This window comes from Granulicella sp. S156, assembly GCF_009766105.1.
Taxonomy (GTDB): domain Bacteria; phylum Acidobacteriota; class Terriglobia; order Terriglobales; family Acidobacteriaceae; genus Granulicella.
The window spans coordinates 249,303-268,223 of record NZ_LMUH01000006.1 but is presented as its reverse complement, the minus strand read 5'-3'; the positions used below and the strand labels follow the sequence as shown (position 1 = coordinate 268,223).

15 protein-coding genes are annotated in these 18,921 nt (G+C 55.9%); 4 read left to right on the top strand and 11 right to left on the bottom strand.

Translation table 11 applies throughout. The features are described 5' to 3' along the window. Positions 1-14 precede the first annotated feature (14 nt). The 9 genes from GSQ91_RS05720 to GSQ91_RS05680 all read right to left on the bottom strand — a co-directional run bounded on the left by GSQ91_RS05720 (position 15) and on the right by GSQ91_RS05680 (position 10,595). Positions 15-1,151 (bottom strand): alkene reductase, encoded by a 1,137-nt coding sequence (locus GSQ91_RS05720; protein ID WP_216845076.1) that lies wholly within the window; start codon positions 1,149-1,151, stop codon positions 15-17. 51 nt (positions 1,152-1,202) lie between these two features. Further along, positions 1,203-1,598: a hypothetical protein gene (locus GSQ91_RS05715; RefSeq protein ID WP_158820289.1), complete on the bottom strand. Its 396-nt coding sequence runs from the start codon at positions 1,596-1,598 to the stop codon at positions 1,203-1,205. Between the two features lie 71 nt (positions 1,599-1,669). Continuing rightward, positions 1,670-3,229: a TolC family protein gene (locus GSQ91_RS05710; RefSeq protein WP_158820288.1), complete on the bottom strand. Its 1,560-nt coding sequence runs from the start codon at positions 3,227-3,229 to the stop codon at positions 1,670-1,672. 14 nt (positions 3,230-3,243) lie between these two features. Further along, positions 3,244-4,365, bottom strand: a complete 1,122-nt coding sequence (locus tag GSQ91_RS05705) for an ABC transporter permease (RefSeq protein ID WP_254064378.1) — start codon at positions 4,363-4,365, stop codon at positions 3,244-3,246. A gap of 50 nt (positions 4,366-4,415) precedes the next feature. Next, positions 4,416-5,522: an ABC transporter permease gene (locus GSQ91_RS05700; RefSeq protein WP_158820286.1), complete on the bottom strand. Its 1,107-nt coding sequence runs from the start codon at positions 5,520-5,522 to the stop codon at positions 4,416-4,418. A gap of 10 nt (positions 5,523-5,532) precedes the next feature. After that, positions 5,533-7,512: an ATP-binding cassette domain-containing protein gene (locus tag GSQ91_RS05695; RefSeq protein ID WP_158820285.1), complete on the bottom strand. Its 1,980-nt coding sequence runs from the start codon at positions 7,510-7,512 to the stop codon at positions 5,533-5,535. After that, positions 7,512-8,753: an HlyD family secretion protein gene (locus GSQ91_RS05690; RefSeq protein ID WP_158820284.1), complete on the bottom strand. Its 1,242-nt coding sequence runs from the start codon at positions 8,751-8,753 to the stop codon at positions 7,512-7,514. Before GSQ91_RS05690 ends, GSQ91_RS05695 begins: the two co-directional genes overlap by 1 nt. Positions 8,754-8,868: 115 nt before the next feature. Continuing rightward, positions 8,869-9,867 (bottom strand): zinc-dependent alcohol dehydrogenase family protein, encoded by a 999-nt coding sequence (locus tag GSQ91_RS05685; RefSeq protein WP_158820283.1) that lies wholly within the window; start codon positions 9,865-9,867, stop codon positions 8,869-8,871. Positions 9,868-10,112: 245 nt separating this feature from the next. After that, positions 10,113-10,595: a DinB family protein gene (locus tag GSQ91_RS05680; protein ID WP_158820282.1), complete on the bottom strand. Its 483-nt coding sequence runs from the start codon at positions 10,593-10,595 to the stop codon at positions 10,113-10,115. A 490-nt stretch (positions 10,596-11,085) separates the two neighbouring features. On the opposite strand from GSQ91_RS05680, the gene GSQ91_RS05675 reads away from it, so the two are divergent. Further along, positions 11,086-11,667 carry a TetR/AcrR family transcriptional regulator gene (locus tag GSQ91_RS05675; RefSeq protein ID WP_254064374.1) on the top strand — a complete coding sequence of 194 codons (582 nt, stop codon included), beginning with the start codon at positions 11,086-11,088 and terminating at the stop codon, positions 11,665-11,667. Here GSQ91_RS05675 and GSQ91_RS25815 read toward each other — a convergent pair. Further along, positions 11,664-11,867 (bottom strand): hypothetical protein, encoded by a 204-nt coding sequence (locus GSQ91_RS25815; protein WP_254064379.1) that lies wholly within the window; start codon positions 11,865-11,867, stop codon positions 11,664-11,666. The two genes, GSQ91_RS05675 and GSQ91_RS25815, sit on opposite strands and share 4 nt — an antisense overlap. Here GSQ91_RS25815 and GSQ91_RS05670 point away from each other — a divergent pair. The 3 genes from GSQ91_RS05670 to GSQ91_RS05660 all read left to right on the top strand — a co-directional run bounded on the left by GSQ91_RS05670 (position 11,803) and on the right by GSQ91_RS05660 (position 15,862). Further along, a complete protein-coding gene (locus GSQ91_RS05670; RefSeq protein ID WP_254064377.1) occupies positions 11,803-14,448 on the top strand; it encodes a sigma 54-interacting transcriptional regulator in 2,646 nt (881 codons plus the stop codon). The two genes, GSQ91_RS25815 and GSQ91_RS05670, sit on opposite strands and share 65 nt — an antisense overlap. A gap of 493 nt (positions 14,449-14,941) precedes the next feature. Beyond that, positions 14,942-15,328, top strand: coding sequence for a response regulator transcription factor (locus tag GSQ91_RS05665; RefSeq protein ID WP_158820279.1), 387 nt, complete (start codon positions 14,942-14,944; stop codon positions 15,326-15,328). A gap of 279 nt (positions 15,329-15,607) precedes the next feature. After that, entirely contained in the window at positions 15,608-15,862 is a 255-nt protein-coding gene (locus tag GSQ91_RS05660; RefSeq protein WP_158820278.1) for a PqqD family protein, read from the top strand. 904 nt (positions 15,863-16,766) lie between these two features. Here GSQ91_RS05660 and GSQ91_RS05655 read toward each other — a convergent pair. Further along, positions 16,767-18,921, bottom strand: a 2,155-nt coding sequence (locus tag GSQ91_RS05655) for a TonB-dependent receptor (protein WP_216845073.1), incomplete at its 5' end; no start/stop codon positions are given.

Sequence of the window (18,921 nt, the reverse complement as noted above, 5' to 3'; positions counted from 1 at the left end):
CCGCCTGGCGAATGCTATCCGAGCGCACCGCACTGGTAGTGAGATTTTGGATCGATTGGCGTCAACTCACGCCCTCTCGCAAACCTGTCTACTAGATCCGGATTGCTGATAAATGGTTTGGCAAACGAAACGAGATCAGCATCGCCATGCCAGATAGCATCGTTCGCGGCATCCAGGTCAAAACCACCATTGCCGATCATGGTGCCGGAGAATCTTGGCCGAAAGTGTTGCAGCACTCTGTACCTCAAACTTGCCAGTGGGATTCCACTGACATCATTGATGGTTCTCGCCAGGTGGATATAGGCGGGGCGGAAATCGTTCAGCCTGTGGAAGACGAGTTCGTAAGTTGGCAGGAGATTTTCGGTCGCATGAAATGCTCCCACACCATGCAGGCTGGGGCTGAGTTTTACGCCTATCCGGCCTCGATTCCAGACCGAGGCAATGGCGTCCAACACTTCGAAGAGGAATCGGGTCCTCCCCTCTAGAGATCCGCCATATTCATCGGTGCGGTGGTTGAGCGCGTCACTCAGGAACTGCGGGATCAGGTAGATGTTGGCCCCATGGAGTTCAACCCCATCAAAGCCCGCATCTTTCGCGTTCTCCGCTGCGTGCCTGTAATCCTCAATGATGTCTCGTATCTCGCCTCTGGTGAGCTCGCGCGGTGTGACTGTATCCGTAAATCCAGAGGGTGTGAAGACCTTCGATCCCGGATTGACGGCAGACGGCGCTACCGGCAAGTTTCCTCCCTGGAGATCCGGATGCGATACGCCTCCGCTGTGGCCGAGTTGGGCGAAGATCCGCCCGCCCTTCGCGTGGACGGTGTCCGTAACGTACCTCCAGCCGTTCACATGTTCTTCGTTATAAATCCCCAGATCATTGGGGGCACCAGTCGCTTGTGGACTTATGTAAATGCCTCCGGTGATGATCAACCCTGCTGAAGCACGTTGAGCATAGTATTCCGCGTCCAGCGGGATAGGTGCATGGTTGCTGCTGGTCGTCTGTGCTCGCGCCATCGCAGACATCACGACCCGGTTAGGCAGCTTGAGACCTCCCAGCTCAAACGTGCCCAATACCGGATGAGAGCCCGAGGGCCGGTCTTCAGTTGTTCTTAGAGTTGGCGCTTCGCCTGCTAAGGGTTTCGATGAAATCAAATGGGCTCCTTCTAAGGTTGAATGTGCCCTGAGACGCGAATGGTGATCGCCCTATAGCGAGGCAGTCTTCGTAGTGTGGGACCTGAAGACCAATTCGAAGAAGCCGGGGACTCCGAGAGCAATGAGGGTCCACAGGATGGCGGCGACAATCGCCATCGGAAGGCCGCTTGGATTCATGAACGCATGGAAGAGCACTATGTTGACGATGACCGGGCCTAAAAGAAACAGTGCCAGAGGGACGAAGCGGTTCGCCAGCAGCAGCGCCCCACCAATCGCCTGGATAGCCATGATGACAACGATCTCGTGGGAAACAAGGAGCACGCCGAAGAACTGCGCGGCAGTGCCGGTTGGTGGAGGCATTTTGAGGAACTGCAGGAAGCCGTTGAGTCCGAAGACGAGGAATAGCAATCCCAAAAGAATCCGGGAGATAGTCGAGGTGATTTTCATAGAGTTTCCTTCCTTTCATGTACCGCTGCTGCGAAAAATGTGAATGCTTCCTCTCGATGGCAACCGCTCTTTTAGGGCAGCTTAAGGTAATCGGGCAGACTGTCTGCTGCATCCCCGATGGCGCGAGAGAGACTGAGCTTGGCCACGTTGTGGGCAAGAACGCTGTTGATGAGATCGAGTTGTGCGCTGGCGACGGATTGCTGCGCCTGAATCACCTCGACATTGTCCGAGACTCCGACCTGAAACTTCTGCCGAGTCAGGTCGAGGTTTTCTTGTGAGACCTTGAGGTTGTCTTCAGCGACGGTCACCTGATTGGCCGCCGCCCGCATATCCAAATAAGCGCTACGCACATCGCCTTCAATTCGCGCGTGAAGATTATTCAGTTCCGCTCTTCGTTGCACGAAGGCTGCATCCGCTTGCTGGACATCGCCCTCCGTGCGTCCCCCACGCCAGATGGGTATCGTCAGAGTCCCTGTGGCTGAAAACGTCCCATGCGACTGATTGGGATTGGTGCCATTGACCCCGTAATCGGCGTTTACAGCCAAGGAAGGTAGGCGCTCGGCGCGAGCAGCAGAAAGCGCCAACTGCGATGCACGAAGTTGAGCCTCAGCAGCTTTGAGATCCTCGCGACGTGTATACGCATTCTGAATGGCCGTCTCGATCTCGATGCTGGGGCCAGCAGAGAATGGGATCGTACTGGAGATGTCGAAGTGGTCGTTTGCTGGCAGACCGACCATGCGAGCGAGATTGATCTTCTGCTTCGCAAGATCATTGCGAAGAGTCTCCAGTCGCTCTTGTTCGGCCAGCATCTGGATACGGCTTCGGTTGACATCGATCTGCGCCAAGAGGCCGACTGCGCGTTGTTGCGATGTCTGATTGAAAAGCGCAGTCGCTGTATCCAGTTGTGCCTGTTCCGAGATCACCCGTTCCTTCGCCGCGGCAACCTGGAGGTAAGAGGCGCCGACGGCGAGCACTACGAGGTCGCGCGCATCTTTCAACGTAAAGTCGTTGGAGTGGACGATCTCCTGAGCGGAGCGGTAGTTTTTCCACGCGGTCAGGTCCCCGATGGTTTGGGTGAGGTGAGCACGAAGGTCAAAGTAATTGAACGGCCCGGCAATACTTGGGATCGTGACGCCGGGAATAGACGAGTTGACACGAACTCCGGAATCTTTGAGATTGACTTGCTGTACCGCCTCGCTCGCTGTCGCACTCAAGTTCGGAAGCAAGGAACTACGTGCCACCTTCGATTCTCCTTGAGCCTGTCGTATCGCTTGCGTGACTCCCTCAGTGCCAAGGTTGTAGTCAAGTCCGCGATGGATCGCTTCGATGAACGACAGGGCCCCGGAAAACGGCATCTTTGCGGAGCTGTCGATACTGCCCGTGTAAGGGCCAGAGGCTTGCACCGAAGTATTGAGCGTATTGACGCTCGTCGTAGTGCCGGATACCGGAGCTTGAACGGCAGTGACCGCGCCGCTTTGCCCGCCTGTTCCGGAGAGAGGTAGCTGATTGGCCAGAGTTCCTTGAGACGGCGCGTTGGGAAGCCCGATTTGTGCGAAGGCCGGTGCAGCGGCGAGAAGCAGGAGGGGAAGGATCTCAAAAGCTCGCTTCCTGTGATTGTCGAACGGCTTCATGAATGTAAGTCTCCTTATCCGAGTTGCTTCCGGAATCGCAGGACGCTGAGCGAGACCAGGGTGATGGCGATAGCGAAGAGCGCTAGAAAGTTTGGCCAGAGCGTTTCCATGCCGCTGCCTTTCAACATGCTTGCCCTGGCGATCACTCCGAAGTGATAGATCGGATTGAGTTCTGCCAGCGGTTGCATCCATCGAGGCATGGATTCCATGGGAGTGATGGCGCCGGAAAGTGCTGAAAGGGGCGGATTGACGAAGAAGCTCGCAAGCTGGGACTGTTCTGCCGACTTGGTGAAGGTGGCGATGAAAGTCCCGATGCCGATTCCGCTGAGCAGACAGAGTGTGGCGCCGAAGTAGACCAGCAGGAAACTTCCATGGAACGGCACATCAAAGACCAGCCGCGCCAAACCGATAGACAGCAACGCCATAATGCACAGCAGGAAGAAGAGAGGCGCGATCTTCGCGACGATGATCTCCGAAGTGCTCGCAGGAGACATCAGTAACTGCTCGATCGTTCCCACCTCGCGTTCCTTCACCATCGTGTCCGAAGCCACCAGCGAGCCGTTCAGGATGCAAAGCAATCCCAGGACACCCGTGACAGTGAACCATGAGGCGAGGAGGCCGGGGTTGTAGAGAAAGGAAGGCTGGAGATCGACACGTCCCGGACGACCGACATCACTTGACCCTATCCGGTCGAATTGAGCGTGTAAGCCGGAACCCTGCAGATTCGATGAATAGGCTGTAATCACTCCCTGCGCATAGTTTCTTGCGATGGTGGCAGTGTTCGCATCCATCGCATTGAGCAGGAACTGGACATTTGCCTGCCTGCCCCGTTGCAGGTCGCGGGCGAAATCATAGGGAATGACGAGACCAGCCTGCACTCTCCCATCCGAGATGGCGTTAGTCAATTCTGTAGGGGCAAGAAAGGAGCTTGTCAAACGGAAGCTCCTGCTCTCACCTAGATCGGCGATCAATTCCCGGCTTTCTGGAGTGCGGCTTTGATCAATAACCCCAAGTCGCAGATTCTCGACTTTCGAGTTCAGTACGAAGCCAAAAAGCAATAGCTGCAATACCGGAGGAACAATCAGGGATATTACGATGCGCCTGTCCCTGCGGATCTGATCTAGCTCCTTCCGCATCAGAGCAAGCAGCCGATGATTGAAGAATCGATTCATAGCATTGCTCCTGTTTAGGCGCTAAGTTGCATGCGCCGCATGGTTCTCCATGCGAATCCGTAGAACACCAAGCCGGTGAATCCGATAATCAGGATCTCCAGCCATGTGGAACGCCAACCGCCGCCTTGAAGAAAGGCGTCGCGCACGACGTAGATGTAATGCTTGCCCCATACGAGATTCGAGATCCAGCGAATCGCCGGCGGGATGTTTTCGATAGGGAAGATGAGACCCGAGAGAAGAAACACGAGCAGGAATCCGCCCATAGAGACCATCTGCAGGGCTGCAACTCGGCTAGGTATCACTGCACCGACCATAACCCCAAAGGACGCTACGCAAAAGGCATAGAGCAGGGTCGAGACGATAAAGGGACTCGGATCGCCGGCGAAGCTGACCTTGAAATAGACTCCTAGCGTTACGAGCAGCGGTATGCATTCTGCCAAGGCAACGATGCTGAAGGCGAGAATCTTGCCGAACAGGAACTCATGAGCGGAGATGCTGGAGACATAGACCTGGAGGATCGTCTTCGTTTCGCTCTCCTTTGCCATAGCCAGCGAGGCCAACAAAGGAGCAAACATGGACATGGACAGCACGTAGACTCCGGGACCTGAATACTTGTTGCTATCGAGGCCGGGGTTGAACCATAGCCTGGTCTGCGCCTGCACCGCCTGCACGCTTGTCGAGCCAGCATGCAACGCGTTGTATGCGCCGACGATAGAAGTGACATAGCCCGACACCAGACTGGCTGTATTGGCATCGGAACCATCGGCCAGAAGCTGAACAGCGGTGCTTTGCCTCCTTAAGACGTCGCGCTCAAAGTGGGCCGGGATGATGAGTGCCGCTCTCGCCTCATTGTGTAGAAATGCTTCCTGTGGCTGCTGGTCGGTGGGCCACGAAATGACATACAGAGAACTCGATGCTCGAAATACGTCAGCGAATTCGCGAGAAGCGTTGGAATTGTCAAAGTCCTGCACAATGATCGGTAGGTGGGACACGGTCAGAGTGACCGACGATCCAAGCAGGATGAGGAGAAACAGCGGCAGGACCAAGACCAGAACAAGGGCCAGCCGATCCCGCATGATCTGGATTAGTTCGATTCGAGCTTGTGCAAGTATTCGTCTCATGGATTTCCGCCTAGTCTTCCGAAGCTACTTTGCCTTGCTGCCGCGCTTTCTCGACAACCCCGATAAAAACGTCCTCGAGGGAGAAGCGCCCTTCTTTCGCATTGAGGACACGAATGTTGTGTTCGGCCAGTTTGCGCGTGGTGTCTCTAATACCGAACTCGGCGCTCTTGTCCGTGATGACGTGAAGGCGATCGCCGAACAGCGACACTCTCCAACGCTCTAAGCCTTTTTTCAGGACGTCTGTGGCGCGCTGGGGCTGGTCGACGACGAATTCGAGGAGATGTCCTTCCTGGTGACTCTTGATCTCACTCGGCGTACCCTCGGTGACAAGTTCCCCTGCGACCATGAAACCTAGCCGGTTGCACTGCTCTGCTTCTTCCAGGTAGTGCGTTGTTACGAGAATGGCTGTTCCAAGATCTGCGAGACGATTGATGACTCTCCAGAAGGCACGGCGCGCCAAAGGATCAACACCGGAGGTTGGCTCATCGAGAAACAAGATGCTCGGCTCGTGCATGATCGCGGCGCCAAGGGCCACACGCTGCTTCCATCCTCCAGGAAGACTTCCGGTAACAAGCTTCTCCTTGCCTTCGAGACCGGAGAAAGAAAGCGCCCAACGGCGCCGCGATTCACGCTCTGCATCGGGAACGCCATACACGCCTGCAAAGAAGTTCAGATTTTCTTCAATGCTCAGATCGTCATAGAGCGAGAACTTCTGTGACATATAGCCAATTTGTTGGCGTACCTCCGCGGATCGCAGACTGCCGGTCTCGCCCGCAAGCCGCATCTCGCCGGAACTTGGAGGCAGCAGTCCACAGAGCATCTTGATGGTGGTTGTCTTGCCCGCGCCATTTGCTCCAAGCAGTCCGTAGACCTCCCCGTACCGGATCTGCACGCTCACGTCCTTGACGGCGGTAAAGGCACCGAATTGCTTGGTCAGGCTGGTGGCACCTATCGCAATCTGCCCGCGAAGAGCGTCGTGGTTGTGATCTCCAGGAAATGGAGATGAGCGTATCTCTTGCCCGAGCGATCGGAGAGTGGCGACGAACGTATTTTCGAGTGTCGGCTCATCGATCTGAATCTCGGTCGCATCCAATTGAGCCCCGCGCAATATCTTCTCGACCGCGCGCGTTCCAATCTCCGGATCGGGCACCAGCAGGTCTAGCCTGTCGCCAAAGCGCTGAACATCGAGTATCTCGTGTTCTTCTCCTGCCTGTTCGCTCAGAACACTCTCTGCCTCGGCGAGGTTCGACGTTCGGAGTTCGAGCCGCTTTACGCGGAGGCCGGCCCGCAGTTCGGCTGGTGTTCCCGTCTGATGCAGCATCCCCTGATGCATGAGAGCGACCCGGTGACACCGCTCCGCTTCATCAAGATAGGGAGTGGCCACAATGATGGCTAAGCCGTCGGCAGAGAGATGGGCTAGCGCGTCCCAAAACTCGCGGCGCGAAACAGGATCGACACCTGTGGTTGGCTCGTCCAACAGAAGGATACGAGGCTCGGGAACAAGAGCGCATACGAGCGCAAGCTTCTGTTTCATGCCTCCGCTCAGTCGCCCCGCAAGACGATCCTGAAAGCGGTCCATGTCAAACATCCTGAGATAGCGGAGCGAACGCTTTCTGATCTCTTCCGGCGGAACCCGGCGCAAATCTCCGATGTACCGAATGTTCTCCGCGACGCTTAGAGCGGGATAGAGACTGAAGCTCTGTGTCAGATATCCAGTCTGCGACCGCATCTCGCGGGCCGGTCGGCCGAAGACCTCTACGGTGCCCGAGGTAGCCTCCATTACGCCCGCGAGGATCTGAAACGTCGTTGTTTTGCCTGCGCCGTCTGGTCCGATCAATCCGAAGATCTCGCCGCGTTCGACATTCAGGTCAATGCCTCGCACTGCCTCAGTTATGCCGTACTTCTTGACCAGCTTTTCGGTGCGAATAGCAGGTCCAGAAGTATCCCGAGGCAGATCGACCGCTGATGTTTGGAGAGAGACTGTACTCATCACTGCACCTTGTGGGCTGGCCACTTGTCGCCTTGCACGAGAATCTCTCCATCAGACGGCATGCCCGGCTTTGCATAGCCGCTGCCGGCCTTGATCTGGAGTTTCACGCCAACGACCTGCTTCACACGATCGTCACGGAAGTAGGTGTTTTCGGGAGTGAAGGTAGCCTGCGGGTCGATACGTGACACATAGGCGTCCAGTGGTTGTTTTGAATTCGAGTCGAGATAGACCTGCGCTGACTGTCCGATCTTGACCTTGCCAATCTCGCCTTCCGGCACATATCCGCGAAGGTAGACCTTAGACAAGTCGAGCAGCGTAACGATCGCTGTGCCCGCAGTTACGATCTCCCCTGGTTCAGCCGCACGGGTGATGACTGTGCCTGAGAAGGGCGCCCGCACAAGAAGATCCTGGCGATTGGCGTCCGCTTCAGATAGTTGAAAACGAGCCTGCTCGGCGCTTGCCGCGCTGACCGCAATCTCAGCCTGTTGCTGAATGAGCTGCTCTCGAACACCCGCTACCTGGGCCAAGCGGATACCCGGATTTGCAAGGTTGGCCTGGGCCGTGAGGAGTGCGCCGCGTACTGATTCCACGCGCCGCCTTGCCGCAGACACTGCCGCTTCCTGCTGATCGGCGGTGGACATGGACAGTCTGCCCTGCCGCTCGGACACTGCTCCAGTCTGGACAAGACGGGCATAGGCGTCCTTGTCGAAGAGCGCCAACTTGAGAGAAGCTTCCTGCTGCGTGAGATCGGCTTGTGCTGCTGTCAGGTCTGCCTCTGCCTGCCTTACGCGGCCTTGTGAATCATCCTTCGATTGATCGGCGGTAAGCTCACTCTGCTTTAGTTGCTCTTCAAGAACAGCCACCTGCGCTCTTGCCGATGTGGTTCTCGCCTCAGCCGCTGTGAGAGCAGCCTGCGCCTGGTCGTGCCGGTCCTGGATTTGCTGATCATCGAGGACGGCAATCACATCGCCCGCCTTAACTTCGTCTCCCTCTCGGACGCGCACTTCCAGAACTCGTCCGGTCGTCTTCGGCGCAATGGCAGAGTCGTCTCCCTCGATGCGGCCACTCAAGATCACGATGCTCGCCGGCACGGAAGATCCCGCAAAGAACAGCCGCCACAGAACGATACCCACAATGACGAGCACGGCGGCGATGATGAGGGGAACCGGTTTTCGGCGCGGGGATGACTGAGCCTGTTCCGGCGCCTGCCCCGCTGGATCGAGTACTGCTTGTTCTGCCATTTTTCTCTTCCTCCAAGCTTTCCTGTACTTCGTCGGTAGTTTGCTCTCCGTATTTCTGGACTCATCGTTTCAGATGTGTGCGTAGAGCTAACGGATGCAGAAGATTTGTTTAAGTTCAAGGGTTTGGGAAAGTTACAACGATCTTGCCGAGCGTCTCATTCGACTCCAGGCAACGATAGGCTTCAGAGACTTGAGGGAACGGAAACTTTCGCGCGATATCAACCTGGAGGTGCCCGAACTTCAAGCCCTCGCAGATATACCGTATCGCCGACGCAAGCCGCCCAGGATCGTCCGCGACTTCTTCAGCTTGGCATTTGCGGACCGTGATGCTGGCGGGAACGGTTGCCCTTATCGGCGACTTGCGGCCAAGTTCGACCAAATCTTCTGACTCCAGCAGGATTCCACCGGGCTCCATCAAAGGGATCACGGTCGCGAGTGGCGGTTCAGACATAGCGCTGAATACGATCCGTGGACCTCGACCTTTGGTGATCTCCTGAATGCGCGGTTCGAGATCCTCCTCATCGCTGGCAATCACGTAGTCGGCGCCCATCTTCAAGAGTTCGCGCTTCCAGCGTCCGTCGCGGATCACCGCAATCGTAGAGGTGCGTTCCTTCCTTGCAACCTGGAGGAGAGCAATCCCGAGGTTGCTTGATGCCGAAGTGATCACAAGGAAGTCTCTGGCGCCGACGTGCGCCACCTCAATGAGCCCGACGTAAGCAGTGAGGTATTGCAACCAAATACCGCTGCATTCGGAATCTGAGAACCCCTCGGGGTAACCGACCAGAGATGCGACGGGAGCTATTACCTGCTCGCCGAGCGTGCCGTATTGACCAGTGATACTGGTGGGCAACATCGCCACCTTCTTACCGAGCCACGCTTGATCTGCGCCCGGACCTACTGCTTCAACCGTGCCCGCGCCTTCGCATCCAACGAGGGACGGGAGATGAGCTTGTCGAGAGGAGACACCTCGGTACAGCATCGAGTCGGCACGATTGAGCCCGACAGCGTGCATCTTGAGACGTACCTCGCCCATGCCCGGTCTGGGCGTCGGAATGTCCTCGATCTCGAGAACCTCCGGGCCTCCGAATTGGTGGAACAGCACAGCTTTCGTCATCTATAGCTTTCCTGCAAGAGCGAATCACTGGTCGACAGACCACTGATCGTCAGCATGCTTCGTACTCCCAAACGCTGGAACCAAAAAAGTGCAAATGGAGCTCCAGCGCAAGCTAGACTGACCTCCTGATCGTGTATGTTCCTTGCGTGCATCACGGAAAATATTGTCCCACTTCTAGCTTTGCCGTCATTTGATCTGCTCCCTTCTGATGGATTCCTGTGGACCTGCGGACATGCGTCGCAGGCTCAAGACGCGAGCCGGATCTGCCCCGCGTGAAACGATGCGTGATTGGTACGGCTTATCAACAGAGCGAGACGGTTGCGCAGAGGATCTTTGGCGAAACCCTCGTCTGATACGGCAGACTGTCTTTCCATCCACTGCTCTGGACGAAGTCTCACCAGATCTGCGGTAAGTTTGCTGTTGACCTCGGACCATGCCTGCCGGAGGGCGGTCGCCGATATGTCATCCTCGGGAAAGGTGCGATCAGGGTTCGTGAAGAAATCTTCATCAAGCTCGGGATGGAGTCGATCACCAAGACCCAGTATTGGGAATAGGCGGTCATGGGCAACAGTGAGGTGGCCCAAAAGGTAGAAGACCCTATTTCTGCCGGGGGCTACCTCACGCTGAAGATCTTTGTCTCGCAAAGACGAAAACATTTGGTCAAGACGGGTAATCGCCAGCTTCCACGAACTGATTGCCGTACCGATAGAGAGTTCTTCGTAGGTCACCTAAACCTGCTTTCAAGGGTGGAAATGAATTGATTGACAACGTGCTTGCTAAAACTGCTCGGCTTCCGACTGTCGAATTGAAGGCCGAGCGCGCCGGTACAACTACTGAATCGTCGAAGACGTGGGCTCCACGAATACTGCTCGAATCGCCTCTGCGTGCGGTTCAAGGTGCGTCGCACAATCTACCCTTCCGAGCAGCACGGCTGCGCTGCCCACTGCCAGAACAAGGTGAAGATTGGTCGCCCCAAGGAAGCCGAAGAGTATGCGGAGCCAGGACGTGGCGCCCGGTGAACTTTTCGGATGGATAGGGGGAATTGCCTGGACATACTCTCTTCTTCTCCTTGGTTATACTTCCGCCGACAAACAGGCGCACATCTGGACTTAACGATTCAGATGTCTCTAAAATTAGCAGGATGCAAAACTTTTAGACTTTTTAGTCCAGAAGTGCATCAAATACTGTATGCGTACTGAAGCCAACACAAACGGAAAGATGGGACGACCGAGGGGTTTCGACGAAGATACTGCCCTTGATGCTGCAATGCGGGTGTTCTGGGAAAAGAGCTACGAAGGCGCTACACTGTCCGACCTTACCGACGCGATGGGCATCAACCGTTCGAGCATGTATGCAGCGTTCGGGGACAAGGAGGCGCTGTTTCGACTAGCCACTACCCGGTACGCCAATGGGCCGGCTGCTTATCTTCGGGAAGCACTAGAAAAACCGACACTTCGCGAGGTGATCGAATCCACGTTGCGTGGAACGGCCGATTTTCTCTCAAATCCGGACAACCCAAGAGGGTGTTTTTCCGTTCAGGCTGCCCTTGCCTGCGGTACAGACGCGGAATCCGTCAAACAGGCCATGATTGAATTTAGGAAACACGGCGATGCTGCCGTTAAGAGGCGCTTGCAGCAAGCACAACGGGACGGTGAGTTGGAGACAGGCGTGAATCCAGCCGACTTCTCACGATATTTGGGGACGTTGGTTCAGGGATTAGGAATTCAGGCGGCGAATGGAGCGACAAAGGCTGAATTGCATCGGGTCGTTGACCTAGCTCTACGACACATGGGCTACTAAGTCCGCATCAGGGATGGAATGGGGTTGCCATTCCATCCCTGATGCGAACAGAAGTCCGACCCTAATGCGATCCATAGCCACGAGTGTGCATTGGACGAACGCGTAGAGGTCGATGATGTGAGCACGGAGAGCGCGATGCCGAGATGGAGTTTCCAGCCAGAGCCACGCCCGACGTCATCTGCCGTTGCCCGATACGGCATCGCGGCTGTATCCGTTGCGGCCGCCTTCTCAATCCAGTACCTGTTGCAGCATAACCATGTGCGCAGTCCCAATGTTCTCCCATTCGTGGCCGCGATAGGGGTGAGCTTTTGGTATGGCGGTAATGGCCCGGGCATCCTCGCTATAGTTCTTTGCAGTTTGGGGCTGAGGATACTCCTTCCCTCCCCGCTCGGGTGGTCCCATGTTACGCCGTATGATCTCCCACTCTTTGAGGTTTACTCCGTATTTGCAGTCTTGATCTACTTACTGACTCGGTCTCGTCGCCACCTTGAGCGATCACTGCGACAGGCACGACATCAGCTCGAGACTGAAGTACAGGCGCGCACCGCCGAGTATGCCAGGATCAACGCGGAGTACAAGACGATTCTGGACGCCGCTCCATTTGGAGTTGCCCTCTTGGAAACTGATCGCATAGTGCGCCGATGCAATCCCGCATACGAGAGGATGATTGGGTTCGATCCTGGCGAACTTGTCGGACATTCTGCCCCGCTGCCAGATAGTGAGAAGGAAACATGGAAGCGTCTGGAGGAGGAGCTACATTCAGGCAAAAGCATTGTGAACCGCGAGGTCCAGCGCATTCGGAAAGACGGCGCAGAGTTCCCGGCCACCATTTCCGCCATACCTCTGCTCGAGAACGGACAGTTTAACGGCATTGTTGGACTCATATTCGACAATACAAAACGCCGCGCACAAGCATCGGAAAGACAAATGCTGACCACGCTGGTGCAGAATAGCCCCGATTTTGTAGGGGTTGCGACCTTGAGCGGTTTAGCCGTCTTTGTAAACCACGCCGGGCGGAAACTGATCGGTCTGGAAGCAAGTGAAGACATCGAGCGGACCAGCCTTCTTGAGTTTTTCTTCGAGTCTGATCAGAGAGGAGCCAGCGATACGCTAGCCCTTGGTTTCGAACAGCGGGGATGGCGTGAGTTTGAGACTATGGGGCGGAATCTCAAAACCGGCACGCGCTTTCCTCTGCACTGCATATCTTTTGTGATTCCCGATGCAAGAACCGGAGAACCCTCTTTCCTTGCTGTTACCGCTAGGGATATCTCGGAATGGAAGCGAATCGAGGAGGAACTCCGCCACCGAGACGCCTATTTGACGGAAGGACAAGAGATTAGCCATACCGGCAGTTGGGCTTGGAACGCAACCACTGGCGAGAGTTCTTGGTCCCAGGGGTTGCTCCGCATCCTGGGTGTTGATCCACAAGGTGAACAAAAGTTCCCTTCAGGATATTGCGAGCGTGTTCATCCAGACGACGAGCCGGAACTCACTGCCCTATGGCATGAGGCTGTCGAACAAAAGAAGGCGATCGATCACAAACATCGTATTCGTCGGCCTGACGGCTCAATTCGATTTGTCCGCTTTCTGGGCAGACCATTTTCGATCGGAGACCCAGAGAAAGAGATGATCGGCACGGTCATGGACGAAACGGAGCAGCATGCAGACCGTGAGGCGCTCCAGAACCTGCTTAGGGACAATGAGACACTGCTCGATGAAAACAAGGCTTTGCAAGAGAAACTCCGCCGCGAGAACATCTCATTGCAGGAACTCAACCTTGCCCTCCAAGGCGAACTCGCCGATATCCAACGGAATCGGTTCGAACAGATTATCGGTGGGTCCCCCGTCCTGCAACGTACACTCGTCCGAGTAGACCAGGTCGCTTCCACCGATGCCACCGTCTTGATCACCGGTGAAACCGGCACTGGCAAAGAGCTGATCGCTCAAGCCATTCACGAGAATTCGAAACGAGCACGCATGCCCTTTCGCAGCGTGAATTGTGCTGCGCTTCCCGCCACACTCATGGCAGCAGAGCTTTTCGGCTACGAAAGAGGAGCTTTCACCGGAGCCGATCGACAACGCGTGGGTCAGTTTGAACTGGCTGCCGGCGGCACGCTCTTTCTCGACGAGATCGGAGAACTTCCAATCGACACGCAAGCCATGTTGCTCCGGGTGCTTGAGGAGCGCACATTCGAGCGACTCGGTGGGTCAAAACCCATTTCGGCCGATGTACGTGTCATCGCCGCCACTAATCGTGATCTTCAGGTGGCGATGCGAGTTGGCGACTTCCGTCCCGATCTCTTCTATCGGCTCAACGCCTTTCCCATCGAGGTGCCACCGCTCCGAGAACGAAGGGACGACATTCCCATGCTTGTCACTCACTTCATTGCACTCTCAGCAGCCCGGCACGGAAGACCGATTCGGAACATTGAAGCGCGTGGAATGGAGTTGCTGCGATCGTATGACTGGCCAGGAAATATCCGGGAGCTGAGGAATGTCATCGATACCTCCGTGATCGTTGCGAACGGCCAGTTACTTTCAATCGACGAGGAGCAATTGTTTGCGTCTCGCTCTTCTGAGGACGCCCCGATGGGTTCACTCCAAAAAGAGATGGCGAATCACGAGCGCCTGCTGATTGAACGCGCACTGGTGGAGACGCAGGGCAAAGTCTACGGGCCATCCGGCGCGGGGGCGATCCTTCACGTTCCACCTACTACCCTTTCCGCAAAGATGAAAGCCCTCGGTATTGATCCATCGAAATTCAAAGGGCGCTCGATCTGAAATATTCTTGACGTGATCTTCAATTCTTAAGGTGCCTTTCCGCCACAGCCACGATCTGGAAACTAAGAATTACCCTTCCACATACTCGGGCGCGACGAGCGCCAGTTGCGAATTCATCCGTCCGGAGCCGCCTCAAAGGCCCGACTAGCTTGGCCAAAAGAGCGTCCCTATTGCGAACGCACCTATCGATCGTGGTTTGAATTATGTGGCGAATCCTCTACAGCCAGAGAAATTTCTTGCACTCTTGGATTTCGGCCCTATGCTGCTGAGATGGCTTGCGGACTACGGCGACGCACGCCTTGTCCATCCTCAACAGTTCCGGTGACCTCGGATGAAACACTCAGCTCGCCCTACCCAAGCTCAGATTGGAACCGATCGAGAAGGCGAACTTCGACTGAAAACATCGGAGGCGAAAGCGGAGCATCGTATACGGGTGTTACTGTTCGCCTGCAATGCGAGTGATGCGCAGAAAGCGTTGAAGTATGGAGACCGCATGGAGATCGCATTTCTTCCCAGCTACGATATGGAAGAGATTCGGCGGGAAATCGCACGATTTAAGCCAAAATTGGTAACCTGCCGCGCAGATGTCTTCCTCAGCGTCTCGTCCACGCGCCCTCCAGGTGTCCCCGTAGACGAGCAAGCCAGTGATGCCACCATTCCTGGCGGGATCGCAACTACTTTCGTCACGCCCAGGGAGACGAAACTTTTGGCGATGCTCGCGAAGGGTAAGACAAACGGTGAGATTGCGAGCACACTGCAAGTCAGCGCCCGTACCGTGAAACGCACTTTGAGTGGTCTATTCGAGCGATTGAGGGCCGCCAACCGGACAGAATTGGCGAGCCGTGCGGCTCAGTTGCGCTTGCTCGATAAGGAGCGCTGATCTTCCGACGCGTCAATACTGCGATCCCACACACTCCGTGAAACTCCCGGACCCTACGGAAGCTTGGGTGTTGTGTTATTTCGTGTCCGCAACTTCGGCTCTCGGAGAATCATGGGCCTTAGAGGGACATAAAAAATAATGGTCCATCCGGACCTTGTTGTGCGGCCAGAACTCGCGCATCCTTGAACACATTCTGTAGGGGCCAGACTCCTCTTTCTCCTGCACAGAATGGAATCGAACCGCCATTTAAGGCGATATGAGGATTCCTGAGGTGCCAGAATGTCGTTACCCCTCCCCGAACTCCGCACCGTCGTGAATCAGGATGGCGCCGCCATTCTAGATGTATCACGCAATCAGATCACAACCCTGAACTCCACCGGGGGCTTCATCTGGGACAGACTCCAGCAGGGGCTGACGGCAGAACAGGCTATTCAGGAACTCGCGACCGAGACCCAGACCGATCCGGCCATCGTGGAACGAGGAGTCCGCGACTTTCTGGAGCAGTTGAAGTCGGAAGGTCTGTTGTCACGCTGAACCGACAACACCAGCATTGGAGGACGTGATGATGAGCGTGAACGGTCAAGACGTTGAACAAGAAGAGTTTCGAGTGGCTCTGGTCCTGCCGAGGTCGAAGATGGTGTTGGTCGAACAGCATGGCGAAACGAACAGATTGCCGCGCATCGACATCCCTAAACAGTTTCGCGTCGCGGAACAACTCACCGGAGTTCTCCAAGCGAATTGGGCCGTGCAATCGATCGTGCTTGATCTTTTGCCTAAGTCCGAGGAACTGCCATCATGCGCAGTGATCGAGGCCCGTGGGCTCGAGTCGAGCCTTCTTCCTGAAAGCGTAACGGCTGTATCCGTCGAAGATGTGGCGGAGCAGGACCTGACTCAGTCGGAGCGTTCCACGGTGCGGAGCATCGTGGCAGGTGATCCGCAAGACCGCGGTCCTTTCTCAAGAGTGGGATGGATTGAGGAAGCTCAAGCATGGATTCGAGAGAGCGCTGTCGATCGTGAGGTAGTGTTCAACGGGAACATCCAGCAACTGAGCGTCGGCCGCTCCTCCGCACTAGTGTGCTTTGAGACGACGGAAGGTCCAGCCTATTGGCTTAAGGCCACCAGTGGCCGAAACACTCATGAGCTTTCGACGACTCGACTTCTTTCTCGCTACTGTCCTCAGTGTTTGCCTCCGTTCATCGCCGCACGGAACGATTGGAATGCGTGGCTCACGGAAGAAGCGGGGCAGCCACTCTATGACTCTCTCAGCTGCAATGCATTCGAACAAGCGACGCAGTGTCTAGCTGAACTTCAGATCACTAGCGCTGCCCACATCGAGGACCTGCTCGCCTGCGGCTGTTTTGATCAGAGGATGCCTGTTCTTCGAGCGCATCTGCCTTCAACGATGCAGTACCTAGAAGAAGCGATGGCGAGACAGACTTCAACGAAGGTCCCGCCCCTGAGCACGATACGACTCCATGAACTTGGACGCGTCATCGAAGAGGCTACGTTCGCTCTGGAGGCGCTCGGTGTTCCCGATGACTGTTCCATCTGCGGGATTCACATAGGAGGAGCCTTGCAACGGTACGGGAAACGCTCCACGCGCGATCAACCGTCCATCGAGACCCCAATTGTCCAGAAGCGCCGCGAAAATGTGGTTGCCGTTGACGAGCGGGAGATCCCAGGTCAGGCCGCCTTGAAAGCTGTTGCGAACATCGAAATCGGAGTCGCCGCGCTGAAGCGGCAGTGCCGTGTCCGTCGATCCCAGATCGAGAGAATGAGACCAGGTGTAGGACGCGAGTGCCTGGACTCCATGGGCAACCGATCGTTGGAACTGAACCTGAAGAGCCTCATAATTTGAAGTCAACCCGCCGGGAAAGTAGAAGACATTGGAGAAGGTCTGATTGAGCGCAGACAGCGAGCGTTGCTGTTCCCCGATCAGGCGTCGGCCAGCGGCCCCGACGTAAGAGATCGTCAGCGACTGCTGTTTGCCGAGGGCTTGTTGAAGGCTTGTGTTCCATTCGAGCGTATACGGCAGTTGAAGGTGTTGGGGGAAAACATAGATCGACGCTCCGGTATACGGAGGCGTGACCGTGATTGGGAACGTGAGTTGGTCTGAAGTGTAAGGAATCGAGGCTCCGCTATAAAGCTTGAAGGCGATAAAACCCAAGCCACCGTATCCCAGAGCCCCCACGCGGTTGAGCGTGTCATAGAATACTCCGCCTCCGCCACGAAGAACCGTTTCCCAGCCGGTTCGATCGTGAACCGTCCAGGCAGCACCCAGGCGTGGAGCAAAGTTGTACCAGACCGTTTTCCATAGAGGAGTTCCTTGGGGCGCGAGAGACAGCGAAGCTGGATTATCTATGTCTCCAGATAGGGTGTAGGCGTTGTCCCCGCTTGCTTCGGTCGGTGGTGGATTTACTTCCCAGCGCACACCCATGGAAACATTGATGTGAGAGGAAACGTGCCATTCGTCCTGAGCAAACAATGCCGTGTCGTTGAAGATCGGCGTCGCTGATTTGAAGCGGGCGACTTCGGATTCATCCGGCTCATTGTTGAGGATTGAAGTGGGGCTTGCAAAGTACGCGAATATCTCGGCATAACTATGATCGAGTGTGGATCGAATGCGCTGGTAGTCAGCACCAACTTTGAATTGGTGCCGACCGAGCGAAAGACTAAAGTTGTCGATCAAATTCCATTCACGGTTCACGTTTCCGGAGTCAGGAACCGCGAAATCGGAGGTCCCGATCCCTGCGATGTTGAAGTACATCACAGGGTAGGGCGCCGTAATGCCTCCCGCTCCCATGGCGGCGGCCAGATTGACTGGGGTGGCACCGCCGAAGCTATCGACAGCACCCTTTACAGTGGCATCGTTGCTGCCGTAGCCCAGCCGAAACTCGTTGTTTGCGTTGCTCGACAGTTGGCTCGTGGCACCCAGCGTATAGGTCTGTGTATTGCTTTGAAAGGTCTGGCGCGCGAAGAAGGGACGGGACGCCGTGGAACTCGGAGTCGTGCTGTATCTAAAGAAGACGGCCAACTTCGGCGTGAAGCTCTGGTCTACACGGAAGCTGGTCGAGTCGATGGAACTAGGCAAAGAGAACGGAGCAATGAACTGAGCAAGGCTCGGGTTCGCCGAGGTCCCATAGTCGATCCCGTTCGGAAGAGGATAGGCATTGAGGATGGGCTGCAGAACCGAGGATGCCTGCTGCCGCATAGACAGGTCAGGGACGTACTGAATCGTCGCCGCTGTCGGTTGTGTGAGACGCAATCCTTCGTAGGAAACGAAGAAGAATGTGCGGTTCTTGCCATCATAGAGCCGCGGTATAAAAAGGGGTCCTCCGACTGTTCCACCAAAGTCATTCTGACGCAGAGCCGGCGTCGGTTTGCCATAGTAGTCGTTGAACCAATCGTTCGAGTCGAAGAAATTATTGCGGAGATAGTCAAACACGCTGCCGTGGAGGCTATTCGTTCCAGACCGGGTCAGCAGTGAAAACTGGCCACCGGGTGAGTGTCCATACTCGGCCGAATACGTGGAGCTTTGCACTCGAAACTCCTGGAGCGCATCCACAGAGACAAGACTCTGCGTTGTACCCAGC